We start from the raw sequence: 12,540 nt of genomic DNA, 5'->3' as shown, positions 1-12,540 counted from the left end.
GGATGAGCTGTTGGCTGCGGTGCGGAATTGGAGTGAACAATGCCAGTGGCATTGTTCACGCCTTCGCCGGGATGACGGTCTTTGGGGCAACAGTAGAACAAAGCTGACGTTGTTCTTATAGTTTGCAGTGAGACCGTCGCCCCGGCGAAGTCCGGGGCCCAAGTTCAACTAGCTGTTAAGCCATCGCGACGACATGAGGTTGCGCCGCAAGCTGCTTGGTGCTAAATTCGTTAACACGTTAACGAAATGGGCGATATCGCTGCCATGCAAGCCGAACATCTCTCGATTCCCGCCGGCAGGATCCCGGTCGAAGCCAGCTGCTGGTCGGCGCCCGGTGCCGCCGCCACCGTCATCCTGCATCCGGCGACCGCGGTCACGCAGGCCTATTACGCGCCTTTCGCGGCCTGGCTGGCGGGGCGCGGATTCAATGTTGTGACCTACGACTACCGCGGCACCGGGCGCTCGCGCCCGCACAGCCTGCGCGGCTTCAAGGCGAGCATGACGGACTGGATCGACAAGGACGTCGCCGCCGTCACGCGCTGGACCGAGGAGCGCTTCCCCGGCTCGCCGCTGCTGGCGGTGGGGCACAGCGTGGGCGGCCATGCGATCGGCCTGTCGCCCGAGAGCGCGCGCCTGCGCGCCGCGGTGCTGGTGGCGTCCCATGCGGGCGCCAGCCGCACCGTGCGCGGCTTTGGCGAGCGCCTGCGCGTGCGCTTCGTGCTGCGCGTGCTGGCGCCGCTCCTGTGCGCGCTGCTCGGCTACATGCCGGGACGCCGCATCGGCCTGGGCGAAGACCTGCCGCGCGGCGTCATGCTGCAATGGGCCCGGTGGACCGCGTTGCCGCGCTACTTTTTCGATGACCCGGCGCTCGACGCCGCGCGCCGCATGGCCCGGGTCGACATCCCGCTGCTGGTGCTGGGCTTCGACGACGATCCCTGGGCCAACCCGGTGGCGGTCGACATGCTGGTGTCGCACCTGGTCAATGCGCAGCTGGAGCGCCGCAACATCGACCCGCGTGCGGCCGGCGTGCCGGCGGTGGGGCACATGGGCTTCTTCCGGCGCCGCTGCGAAGCGGCGCTGTGGCCGCAGGTGGCCGACTGGCTGCATGCCAGGGCCACCCAGGCGCGGGAGGTCGCGCATGCCAGCGGCTAAACCCCGCTTCGTCCAGCTGCTGGGCCGCGCGCAGCGCGCCCTGCAGCGCTGGATCGAGGCGCGGCCCGAATCCTGGGAAGGCATCAGCGCGGCCCAGGTCGGCCTGCTGTTCGTGCTGCGCGCGCGCGGCGACGCCGCAGTGGGGGAGATCGCCACGGAACTGGGCGTGGCGCCCGCCGCCGTCACCAACCTGTCCAAGCGCATGCAGGCGGCCGGGATGGTCGAGCGCGTGGCCGATGCGCACGACGCGCGGCTGACGCGCCTGCGGATGACCGGCAGCGGCCGGGAAGCCGGCACCCGCGCCGGGGAAGTGCTGGTCGAGCTGAATGCACGCCTGGCGGAAGGCTTCACGCCGGAAGAACTGCAGACCGTGGCGCGATGGCTGGCCCAGGCGGCGGCGCTGGAGCCGGGCGCGTCACAGGATTGACCGGGCGTTTCGACCGTCAGTGTACGTCCGTTCACATACCCGCAAGCACATCGCGGGTAGAGTCCTCCTATCCGCTTACGCCTACCGGGAGACTTCATGGATTCGATCAACCGCAACCAGCCGGAACAGAACCGCCTCGACCTCAGCGGCGAGCAGGCCGTGCAGCGCCTCAAGGACATGGCCGACGACGCCGACAGCTGCTTCTTCGTCACCCAGGGCGGCGCCGGACCGAGCCGTGGCGTGCGCCCGATGAGCGTGCGCGAGGTGGACGACGCCGGCCAGCTCTGGTTCCTGAGCGCCAGCGACAGCCACAAGAACGCAGAAATCGCGGCGCACCCGGCTGTGAAACTGTATTTCCAGCAGGGCGCGCATTCCGGCTTCCTCGAGCTCGACGGCTATGCCGAGGTGATCACCGACCGCCAGCGCATCAAGGAATTGTGGAACTTCATGCTCAAGACCTGGTTCACGGAGGGCGAGGACGACCCGCGCATCACCGCTATCCGCGTGATCCCGCGCCAGGGCTACTACTGGGACAACAAGCATGGCGACGCGGTGGCCGGCGCCAAGGTGGTGGTCGGCGCGGTGCTCGGCAAGACGCTCGACGATTCGATCGAGGGCACGCTCAGCTTCTGACGGGCGGGCTTTGCGATGCCGCAGTTGCACTTCGTCGTCGTCACCATCGGCTCGGCCGGCGACCTGTTTCCCTTCATGCGCGTGGCGCTGGCGCTGCGCGAGGGCGGACACCGGGTCAGCATGCTCGGGCCGGTACAGCATGCGCCTTTCGTGGAGCCGACCGGCCTGACCTTCCACGGCCTGCCGGCCGACGAAGCGGTGCTCGACCATCCCGACCTGTGGCACCCCACGCGCGGCCTGGCCGTGGTGTGGCGCGCCACGCGCCCGGCGATGGCGCAGATTCCCGCTTTCGTGGCCGCGCTGCCGCAGGACGAGCAGGTCGTGCTGCTGGCGCATCCGCTCGCGCTGCCGGAAGCGGACCTGTGTCGTGCGCAGCGGCCCGGCCTGAAAGTCGCGGCAATCTACCTGGCGCCATCCAACCTGCCGACCGTGCATGACCCGCTCATACTCGGGCCGTATCCGGTGCCGCGCTGGGTGCCGCTGGGCGCGCGCCGCTGGCTGTGGCGACGCACCGGCAAAGCCCTGATCGATCCGGTTTCGCTGCCCGACGTGAACGCGGCGCGGGCCTCGCACGGGCTGGCGCCGGTCGCCAGCCTGATCGAACACATCGTGCAGGTGCCCGACCTGTCCGTGACCCTGTTCCCCGACTGGTTTGCGCCGACCCAGCCAGACTGGCCGCAGCCTTTGGCGCGCGCCGGCTTTCCCTTGTTCGACCCATCGCCCCAGGCCGAGCTGTCGCCGCAAGTGGCGCGCTTCCTGGAGGAGGGGCCCAAGCCGGTGGTGTTCACGCCCGGCACCGGCAACCGCCAGGCGGCCCATTACTTCCGCTGCGCCCTGGACGCCTGCGCCCGGCGTGGCCTGCGCGCCATCCTGTTGACGCCGCACCGCGAGCAGCTGCCGGCCCAGCTGCCGACGCCGGTGCTGTGGCAGGACTACGTGCCGCTGCGCGCCTTGCTGCCGCACGTGGCGGCGCTGGTGCACCATGGCGGCATCGGCACCACGGCCGAAGCCCTGCGCGCCGGCACGCCGCAGCTGGTGGTGCCGCTGGCGCACGACCAGTTCGACAACGCGGCAAGGGTGAGGGCGCTGGGTGTGGGCGCCAGCCTGAACGCCGCTCGACTGACATCACGGCGGCTCGAGAAGCGGCTGGCAGAAGTTGTTGACAATAATGATGTGAACGAAGCCTGCCGCAAGGTCGCCGCGCTATGCGGACCGGCGGACCTGGCGCCCATGTGCGAGCGCTTGACCTCGCTTGTGCGCTGAACTGTTGCTAAACGCACGGACAATTCCTTGGACGTCGGCTGTAATACGGGATCGACCTCACGATGCCGGGGAAATCATGCGCGACAAGCCGACGGGCCACAAGCACGACCATTCTTCCACCGCGGGCGAAAGCCGCGCAGGCTACGTCCGGGTGCGCGGCGCCCGCGAACACAACCTGAAGAATGTCGACGTCGACATCCCGAGGGGCAGCCTGGTGGTGTTTACCGGCGTGTCCGGCTCGGGCAAGTCCTCGCTCGCCTTCGGCACCCTGTACGCGGAAGCCCAGCGCCGCTACCTGGAATCGGTGTCGCCCTATGCGCGCCGCCTGTTCCACCAGATGCCGGTGCCCGAGGTCGACGAGATCGACGGCCTGCCGCCGGCGGTGGCCCTGCAGCAGCAGCGCGGTTCGCCCACCGCGCGCTCTTCGGTGGGGAGCGTGAGCACGCTGTCGAATTCCCTGCGCATGCTGTATTCGCGCGCCGGCGACTATCCGCCTGGCCAGGAACTCTTGTACGCGGAGTCCTTTTCGCCGAATACGCCGGAAGGCGCCTGCCCGCAGTGCTCGGGCCTGGGCCGGGTCTACGAAGTGACGGAACAATCGCTGGTGCCGGACGATTCGCTCACCATCCGCGAGCGCGCGGTGGCCGCCTGGCCGCCGGCCTGGCATGGCCAGAACCTGCGCGACATCCTCGTCACCATGGGTTACGACGTCGATACCCCCTGGCGCGACTTGCCGAAGAAGGACCGCGACTGGATCCTGTTCACCGACGAGACCCCGACCGTGCCGGTCTACGCCGGCCTCACGCCCAAGGAAACGAAGGCGGCGCTCAAGCGCAAGGACACGCCCAGCTACCAGGGCACCTTCACCGGCGCGCGCCGCTACGTGCTGCAGACCTTCGCCAATACCGAAAGCGCCTCGATGAAGAAGCGCGTGGCGCGCTACATGGTCTCGACCGAATGCCCGCTGTGCCGCGGCAAGCGCCTGCGCCAGGAAGCGCTGTCGGTCACCTTTGCCGGCATCGACATCATGGAACTGTCGCGCATGCCGCTGGCGCGGCTCAGCGAGCTGTTGCAGCCCTACGCGGCGGGCGAGGCGGCCAAGGACAAGACCCGCGCAAAAGAACACCCCGAACAGATGATCGTTACCCAGCGCATCGCACAGGACCTGTGCGCGCGCCTGCGCGTGCTGCTCGACCTGGGCCTTGGCTACCTGGCGCTGGAACGCAGCACGCCGACCCTGTCGCCGGGCGAGCTGCAGCGCCTGCGCCTGGCGACCCAGGTGCGCTCCAACCTGTTCGGCGTGGTCTACGTGCTGGACGAGCCTTCGGCCGGCCTGCACCCGGCCGATACCGAAGCCCTGCTCGACGCGCTCGCACAGTTGAAGAGCGCCGGCAACTCGCTGTTCGTGGTCGAGCACGCGCTCGACGTGATCCGCCAGGCCGACTGGATCGTCGACGTCGGCCCGCAAGCGGGCGAGAAGGGCGGGCAGGTGCTGTACAGCGGCGAACCCGACGGATTGAAGAAGGTCGCGGACTCGCAGACGCGGCGCTACCTGTTCAACGAAGCGCCATTGGAAAAACGCGCGCCGCGCCAGCCGCTCGGCTGGCTGCGCCTGGAGGGCGTGCGCCGCAATAACCTCGACGGCATCAGCGCCGACTTCCCGCTCGGCGTGCTGACGGCCGTCACCGGCGTGTCCGGTTCCGGCAAGTCGAGCCTGGTCAGCCAGGTGCTGGTGGAGCTGGTCAGCGCCGCCCTCGGCCAGGGCGCGCCGGAGACCGATGCCCCGGAGGTCGAAGAACCGGGCCTGGAACAGGAAGCCGCCTTGCCGCTCGAAGGCCGCATCGTCGCCGGCATGGAGGGGATACGGCGCATGGTGCGGGTCGACCAGAAGCCGATCGGCCGCACCCCGCGCTCCAACCTGGCCACCTATACCGGCCTGTTCGACCAGGTGCGCAAGCTGTTTGCCGCCACGCCGGACGCGAAGAAGCGCCGCTATGACGCCGGCCGATTCTCCTTCAACGTGGCCAAGGGGCGCTGCGAGCACTGCGCCGGCGAGGGTTTCGTCATGGTCGAGCTGCTGTTCCTGCCCAGCGTGTATGCGCCATGCCCGACCTGCGAAGGCGCGCGCTACAACGCCAAGACCCTGGAGGTGCGCTACCGCGGCAAGAACATCGCCGAGGTGCTGGGCATGACGGTGGGCGAGGCGATTCGCTTCTTCGAGGGCGAGCCGCTAGTGGAGCGCTCGCTCGAGGTGCTGCGTGAAGTCGGCCTGGACTACCTGCGCCTGGGCCAGCCGGCGACCGAACTGTCGGGCGGCGAGGCGCAGCGCATCAAGCTGGCGGCCGAGCTGCAGCGCGCCGGGCGCGGCAATACCCTGTACGTGCTGGACGAGCCGACCACCGGCCTGCACCCGCGTGATGCCGACCGCCTGGTGGCGCAATTGAACCGCCTGGTCGACGCCGGCAACACGGTGATCGTGGTCGAGCACACCATGCGCGTGGTGGCGGGCTGCGACTGGGTGATCGATGTCGGCCCTGGAGCGGGCGACGAGGGGGGCAAGCTGATCTGCGCCGGGCCGCCGGAAGAGGTGGCGCGCTGCAAGGCCAGCCGCACGGCGCCGTATCTTGCGACCCACCTTGCATAAAGGATTCGTCGGAATCTAATTTCCGTATTAACAATTGAGATGTCGATCATTCATCCAATTGTGTGACGGAAAATACGACCATGCGTTACACTTGGGATATTTTTTCCCTAACTTTTCGTCACGCATGGCCGGCCCCTCCATCGATAATTCACAATTTCGCCGCATCCTGAGCCGCAACGTCGCCCTGCCGCTGGGAATGAGCGTCGTCACCGCGATCGTGTTCGTCGGCATCATCGCTTACCTGATCAATGTCCTGAACCGGGTCGAGCATTCCGAGCGCGTGATCGGCAGTACGCAGGAAACCAGCAAGCTGGTGGCCGAGATGGAAACCGGCATGCGCGGCTACCTGCTGGCCGGCGACGAGGCCTTCCTGTCGCCCTACCTGCTGGCGCTGCAGCGCGTGCAGAACGGCTTGCTGGGCGTGGCCGAGATGGTGTCCGACAATCCGCAGCAGCTCGAGCGGGTCAAGCGCATCCAGGCGGCGCAGACGCAATGGAAGGACTACGCGGCCGAGATGATCGAACGGCGCCGCCGCAACGATCCGGCCTACCTGGACGCGGTGCGCAGCGGCCGCGGCAAGATCCTGACCGACGAGATCCGCCGCACCTACGATGAATTCCTCGACGTCGAGCGCCGCCAGCTTCGCGATCGCAACGACGAGGCGCGCCGTGTCACGACCTGGTCGGTGATCTCCTTCCTGCTTCTCAGCCTGCTGGTGGGCGGCGGCCTGGCCATGTTCGGGCGCCGCCAGCTGGTCATGCTGTCGAATTCCTACCAGGAGACGCTGGAGCACGAGGCCGAGCACAACGCCCAGCTGCGCCACCAGGACTGGCTGCGTTCCGGCCAGACCGAGCTGGCCGCGCTGTGCGCCGGCATCCATTCGCTGGAACCGCTGGCCGAGGCCGTGCTGGGCTACCTGGTCCGCTACCTGGACGGTGCGGTCGCATCCATGTACGTGCACGGCGAGGACGGCGTCCTGCGCCGCATCGGCGCCTACGGCTTCGCCTTCGACAAGGCCGACGACGCCCAGGTCATCATGCCGGGCCATTCGCTGGCCAGCCGGGCGGCGATCGAGGGCCGCCTCCTGGTGCTGCACGACCTGCCTGACGGCTACATCAAGGTGGCCTCGAGCCTGGGCGACGCGCCGCCGCGCGAACTCGTGATCGCCCCGGTGCACAACCACGGCAAGATCAAGGGCGTGATCGAGATCGGTTTCCTGCATCCCGTGAGCGCGCGCGACCGCGAGTTCATGGAACTGATCGCTTCGGCGGTCGGCGCTTCGATGGCCGCGGTGCTGTACCGCCTGCGCCTGCAGCATGCGCTGGAAGAGACCCAGACCCTGAACGAGGAACTGCAGGTCCAGCAGGAAGAGCTGCGCACCGCCAACGAGGAGCTGGAAGAGCAGTCGCGCGCGCTGGAAGAATCGCAGACCGCGCTGGAAAACCAGCAGTCCGAGCTGCGCGCCACCAACGACCAGCTGGCCGAGCAGGCGCTGAACCTCGACATGAAGAACGCGGCCCTCACCGGCGCCCAGGACCAGCTGCGCCAGCGCGCGCTGGAGCTGGAACGCGCCAGCCGCTACAAGTCCGAATTCCTGGCCAATATGTCGCACGAGCTGCGCACGCCGCTCAACAGCTCGCTGATCCTGGCCAAGCTGCTCGCCGACAACGCCAGCGGCAACCTCAATGACGAGCAGGTGCGCTTCGCCCAGACCATCTACTCGGCCGGCAACGACCTGCTGCACCTGATCAACGACATCCTCGACATCTCGAAGGTCGAGGCGGGCAAGCTCGAGCTGGTGCCGGAAGAGGTGCCGCTACGCCGCATGGTCGAGGGCCTGGCGCGCACCTTCGAGCCGCTCGCACGCCAGAAGGCGCTCGAGTTCAGCGTGGCGATCGACCCGAACGTGCCGGCCGCCATCACCACCGACCGCCAGCGCGTCGAGCAGATCCTGAAGAACCTGTTGTCCAACGCGGTGAAATTCACCGACAAAGGCCGGGTCGCCATGACCGTGGGCGTGACGCCCGAGGGCTGGGTGCAGTTCGGCGTGCGCGATTCCGGCATCGGCATCGCCCAGGACCAGCAGGACAGGATTTTCGACGCCTTCCACCAGGCCGACGGCACCACCAGCCGCCGCTTCGGCGGCACCGGCCTGGGCCTGTCGATCTCGCGCGACCTCACCAACCTGCTGGGTGGCAACTTGAGCGTATCGAGCCAGCCGGGCGAGGGCAGCCTGTTCACCTTGAGCCTGCCGCGCAACGGCGCGGTGGCGGCCACCCCGCCGGCGGCGCCGGCCCTGAATGCCCCGCAGCCGGCCCCGCTGGCGACGCCGGCGCCGACCAGTGCTCCGGCGTCGATGGAGCCGGCCGCCAGCTTCGCGGACGACCGCGACCTGCCTGCCGCAGGCACCCGTACCGTGCTGGTGATCGAGGACGAACCCGAATTCGCGCGCATCCTGTTCGACCTGGCGCACGAACTCGACTACCGCTGCCTGGTAGGCCTCAGCGCCGGCGAGGGCCTGGCGCTGGCCGCCAGCCAGAAGCCGGACGCGGTGCTGCTCGACATCCGCCTGCCGGACAGCTCCGGCCTGTCGGTGCTGCAGCAGCTGAAGGACAACCCGGCCACCCGCCACATCCCGGTGCACATCGTCTCGAGCATGGAAAACGGCGGCGAGGCCCTGCACCTGGGCGCGATCGGCTATGCGCTGAAACCCACCAGCCGCGAGCAGCTGGAAGAGGTGTTCCGCAAGCTGCAGGAGAAATCGAGCCAGAAGATCAAGCGCGTGCTGCTGGTCGAGGACGACGAGCGCCAGCGCGAGAGCGTGGTGCAGCTGATCGCCGACACCGATGTCGAGATCCGGGCGGTCGGCATGGGCGGCGACGCCCTGGCCCTGCTGAAGGAGCAGATCTTCGACTGCATGATCATCGACCTGAAACTGCCCGACATGCAGGGCGGCGAGCTGCTCGAGCGCATGGCCAGCGAGGAAGTCTGCTCCTTCCCGCCGGTGATCGTGTACACCGGCCGCAACCTGACCCGTGATGAAGAGGCCGAGCTGCTCAAGTATTCGCGCTCGATCATCATCAAGGGCGCGCGTTCTCCCGAGCGCCTGCTGGACGAGGTGACCCTGTTCCTGCACAAGGTGGAAAGCGAGCTCTCGTCCGAGCGCCAGACCATGCTCAAGGCCGTGCGTGGACGCGACCGCGTGTTCGAAGGGCGTACCATCCTGCTGGTGGACGACGACGTGCGCAACGTGTTCGCGCTCACCAGCGCGCTCGAATCGCGCGGCGCCAAGGTCGAGGTGGGCCGCAATGGCTTCGAAGCCATCGCCAAGCTCGACGAGGTGCCGGGCATCGACCTGGTGCTGATGGACGTGATGATGCCGGGCATGGACGGGCTGGAAGCGACCCGCCGCATCCGCGCGGACGGCCGCTTCGACCGCCTGCCGATCATCGCGATCACGGCCAAGGCGATGAAGGACGACCAGGAGCAGTGCCTGGCCGCCGGCGCCAACGATTACCTGGCCAAGCCGATCGACCTCTCCCGCCTGTACTCGCTGTTGCGGGTGTGGATGCCGACACTGGAACGCATTTGAGCACGCCAATGAGCCCCATCGATCCGACACCGCCGGACGACTTCGACATCGAGCTGAAGATGCTGGTCGAAGCCGTCTACCTGAAGTACAACTACGACTTCAGGGACTATACGGGTGCTTCGCAGAAGCGGCGCATCCTGGTGGCCATGCGCGAGATGGACTGCGATACCGTCTCGAGCCTGCAGGCCAAGGTGATGCACGAGCCGGACGGCTTCGCCCAGCTGCTGCAGTACCTGACGATTCCGGTTACCGAGATGTTCCGCGACCCGGAATACTGGCTGGCGCTGCGCGAGCACGTGGTGCCTTTTCTCAAGACCTATCCCTCGCTGAAGGTGTGGGTGGCCGGCTGCAGCACCGGCGAGGAGGTGTATTCGCTGGCGATCCTGTTGCAGGAAGAAGGCCTGCTCGACCGCGCCATCATCTACGCCACCGACATCAACCCGGAATCGCTGGAGGCGGCGCGGCGCGGCGTGTTCAACCTCGAACGCATGCGCCTGTACACCGAGAACTACCAGAAGGCCGGCGGCAAGCGGGCTTTTTCCGACTACTACACGGCGGCCTACAACGGCGCGCTGTTCGACCGCGCCCTGATCGAGAACGTGACCTTCGCCGACCACAGCCTGGCCACCGACACCGTGTTCTCGGAGACCCATTTCGTCAGCTGCCGCAATGTGCTGATCTATTTCAACCGCAAGCTGCAGGACCGCGTGCTCGGCCTGTTCCACGAGTCGCTGTGCTACCGCGGCTTCCTGGGCCTGGGCAGCAAGGAGAGCATCGAGTTCTCCAGCTATGCCGACCGCTTCGACGTGCTGGCCCGGCGCGAGCGCATCTACCGCAAGGGTGCGCTGTGAGCATTCCGGCGAGCGCCCTGGCGGACGTTGGCGCGGCCCTGCGCGGCCGCCGCGTGGAGCTGGTCGTCATCGGCGGCTCGGCCGGCGGCGTCGATGCGCTGTTCCAGCTGCTGCCCAGCATCCCGGCTGGCTTTCGCTCCACTGTCGTGTGCATCCTGCACGTGCCGGCCGACCGCGACAGCCGCCTGGCCGAGCTGTTCGAGATGCGCGCCGCGCTGCCGGTGCGCGAGGCGCGCGACAAGGAGCAGCTGGAACCCGGCGTGATCTATTTCGCCGGATCGGGCTATCATCTGTCGGTCGAGCGCGACCGCTGCTTCTCGCTCAGCTGCGAGCCGCCGGTGCAGTTCGCGCGCCCGGCGATCGACGTGCTGATGGAATCCGCTGCCGACGCCTACGGCCCGGCCCTGGCCGGCATCCTGCTGACCGGCGCCAACCACGACGGCGCCGACGGCATGTGCCATATCCGCGAGCGCGGCGGACTGACCGTCGTGCAGGACCCGGACGAGGCCCAGGCCAGCGCCATGCCGATCGAGGCGATCCGGCGCTGCGCGCCCCATCTCGTGCTGCCGCTGTCCGGTATCCGGACACTGCTTCCCATGCTGAGGAACTTATGAGCTCGCAAGACCCTAGCAAACTTTTGATCGTCGACGACCTGCCGGAAAACCTGCGCGCCCTCGACGCCCTGATCCGCGGCGAAGGACGCCTCGTCTTCCAGGCTTCCACGGGCGAGGAGGCGCTGGCGCTGATGCTGGAACACGATTTCGCGCTGGCCATCCTCGACGTCCAGATGCCGGGGATGGACGGCTTCGAACTGGCCGAAATGATGCGCTCCACGTCCCGTACCCGCGCCATCCCGATCGTGTTCGTGTCGGCCGCCGGCCGCGAGCTGAACTACGCCTTCAAGGGCTACGAGACCGGCGCCGTCGACTTCCTCTACAAGCCGCTCGACTCGGACGCGGTGCGCAGCAAGGTCAACGTGTTCGTCACGCTCGACCAGCAGCGCCGCCAGATGCAGCGCCAGATGGCCGCGATCGAGCGCAGCCGCCAGGAACAGGAAACCCTGCTGCGCGAACTGAACCAGACCCAGGAAGAGCTGCAGCGCTCGCTGCGCATGCGCGACGAATTCATGTCGCTGGTGGCGCACGAGCTGCGCACGCCGCTCAACACCCTGTTCCTGGAAGCGCAGATGCGCAGCCTGCAGCTCAAGCGCGGCACCCTGGCCACCATCAAGCCCGACCAGTTCGAAGCTATGATCAAGCGCGACGAGCGCCAGATCAAGGCCATGATCCGCCTTATCGACGACATGCTCGACGTCTCGCGCATGCGCAGCGGCCAGCTGTCGATCCGTCCGGGCCAGGTGCAGCTGATGGATCTATTGGAACGCGTGGTCAGCGACCTGTCGCTGCAGGCGGCGGCCACCGGCTGCAAGCTGTCGCTGCAGCCGCATCCGCCGGTGGAGGGCTGCTGGGACGAGTTCCGCATCGAGCAGGTGGTGGTCAACCTCTTGACCAATGCGCTGCGCTATGGCGGCGGGCAGCCGGTCGAGGTGAGCGTGCAGTACGCCGACGACACGGTGCGGATCGACGTGCGCGACGAGGGCAAGGGCATCGCCCAGAGCGACCTGGAACGCATCTTCGAGCCCTACGAGCGCGGCGCCCGCAACGGCGAGCCCAAGGGCCTGGGCCTGGGACTGTACATCTCGCGCCAGCTGGCGATCTCGCACGGCGGCGAATTGCGCGTGAGCAGCAAGCCGGGGGAGGGCTCGACCTTCTCCTTGATCCTGCCGACCTGCGAGCAGACGGTCGATACGGCCACCACGGCCTGATCTCTTCCATACCGTGGGATGGGCCGCTTTGCCGCCCACCCACGAAACCATCCTGTAACACAGCCCACGTATCCTCCTCAATCGAAGCGTGGGTTGCATCACGCTGTCGTTTCGTCCACACTCACAGATTGGGCTGGCTTGCCGGCTCGATAA

Annotated in this window: 9 protein-coding genes; all 9 read left to right on the top strand. The window is 67.7% G+C overall.

From position 1 onward, the window contains the following. Positions 1-264: 264 nt before the first annotated feature. The 9 genes from YWC_RS0104120 to YWC_RS0104080 all read left to right on the top strand — a co-directional run bounded on the left by YWC_RS0104120 (position 265) and on the right by YWC_RS0104080 (position 12,387). Complete coding sequence (locus tag YWC_RS0104120) at positions 265-1,152, top strand: alpha/beta hydrolase family protein (RefSeq protein ID WP_027864240.1); 888 nt, start codon at positions 265-267, stop codon at positions 1,150-1,152. Further along, a complete protein-coding gene (locus YWC_RS0104115; RefSeq protein ID WP_027864239.1) occupies positions 1,139-1,579 on the top strand; it encodes a MarR family winged helix-turn-helix transcriptional regulator in 441 nt (146 codons plus the stop codon). Before YWC_RS0104120 ends, YWC_RS0104115 begins: the two co-directional genes overlap by 14 nt. Before the next feature lie 96 nt (positions 1,580-1,675). After that, the gene (locus YWC_RS0104110) at positions 1,676-2,212 is read left to right on the top strand and encodes a pyridoxamine 5'-phosphate oxidase family protein (RefSeq protein WP_027864238.1); all 537 of its coding nucleotides are present in this window, start codon (positions 1,676-1,678) and stop codon (positions 2,210-2,212) included. Positions 2,213-2,227: 15 nt separating this feature from the next. Next, positions 2,228-3,475, top strand: a complete 1,248-nt coding sequence (locus YWC_RS0104105; RefSeq protein ID WP_036213041.1) for a glycosyltransferase — start codon at positions 2,228-2,230, stop codon at positions 3,473-3,475. A 76-nt stretch (positions 3,476-3,551) separates the two neighbouring features. Further along, entirely contained in the window at positions 3,552-6,119 is a 2,568-nt protein-coding gene (gene uvrA, locus YWC_RS28180; RefSeq protein ID WP_036213038.1) for an excinuclease ABC subunit UvrA, read from the top strand. A 124-nt stretch (positions 6,120-6,243) separates the two neighbouring features. Continuing rightward, a complete protein-coding gene (locus tag YWC_RS0104095) occupies positions 6,244-9,711 on the top strand; it encodes a response regulator (RefSeq protein WP_027864236.1) in 3,468 nt (1,155 codons plus the stop codon). A gap of 8 nt (positions 9,712-9,719) precedes the next feature. Next, the gene (locus YWC_RS0104090) at positions 9,720-10,562 is read left to right on the top strand and encodes a CheR family methyltransferase (RefSeq protein ID WP_036213035.1); all 843 of its coding nucleotides are present in this window, start codon (positions 9,720-9,722) and stop codon (positions 10,560-10,562) included. Beyond that, the gene (locus tag YWC_RS0104085) at positions 10,559-11,176 is read left to right on the top strand and encodes a chemotaxis protein CheB (RefSeq protein ID WP_211238942.1); all 618 of its coding nucleotides are present in this window, start codon (positions 10,559-10,561) and stop codon (positions 11,174-11,176) included. The genes YWC_RS0104090 and YWC_RS0104085 overlap by 4 nt, the downstream gene beginning before the upstream one ends. Continuing rightward, positions 11,173-12,387, top strand: a complete 1,215-nt coding sequence (locus tag YWC_RS0104080) for a hybrid sensor histidine kinase/response regulator (protein ID WP_027864233.1) — start codon at positions 11,173-11,175, stop codon at positions 12,385-12,387. The genes YWC_RS0104085 and YWC_RS0104080 overlap by 4 nt, the downstream gene beginning before the upstream one ends. Positions 12,388-12,540: the final 153 nt, after the last annotated feature.

The sequence above is a fragment of the Massilia alkalitolerans DSM 17462 genome (assembly GCF_000427785.1).
Taxonomy (GTDB): domain Bacteria; phylum Pseudomonadota; class Gammaproteobacteria; order Burkholderiales; family Burkholderiaceae_D; genus Telluria; species Telluria alkalitolerans.
This window is presented reverse-complemented; position numbering and strand designations above follow the sequence as displayed.

What these genes read in the sequence shown, in the direction of transcription:
- YWC_RS0104090 (WP_036213035.1), top strand. Translation starts at nt 9,720, where the DNA reads ATGAGCCCCATCGATCCGACACCGCCGGACGACTTCGACATCGAGCTG.
- YWC_RS0104095 (WP_027864236.1), top strand. Translation starts at nt 6,244, where the DNA reads ATGGCCGGCCCCTCCATCGATAATTCACAATTTCGCCGCATCCTGAGC.
- YWC_RS0104110 (WP_027864238.1), top strand. Translation starts at nt 1,676, where the DNA reads ATGGATTCGATCAACCGCAACCAGCCGGAACAGAACCGCCTCGACCTC.
- YWC_RS0104115 (WP_027864239.1), top strand. Translation starts at nt 1,139, where the DNA reads ATGCCAGCGGCTAAACCCCGCTTCGTCCAGCTGCTGGGCCGCGCGCAG.
- YWC_RS0104105 (WP_036213041.1), top strand. Translation starts at nt 2,228, where the DNA reads ATGCCGCAGTTGCACTTCGTCGTCGTCACCATCGGCTCGGCCGGCGAC.
- YWC_RS0104080 (WP_027864233.1), top strand. Translation starts at nt 11,173, where the DNA reads ATGAGCTCGCAAGACCCTAGCAAACTTTTGATCGTCGACGACCTGCCG.
- uvrA (WP_036213038.1), top strand. Translation starts at nt 3,552, where the DNA reads ATGCGCGACAAGCCGACGGGCCACAAGCACGACCATTCTTCCACCGCG.
- YWC_RS0104120 (WP_027864240.1), top strand. Translation starts at nt 265, where the DNA reads ATGCAAGCCGAACATCTCTCGATTCCCGCCGGCAGGATCCCGGTCGAA.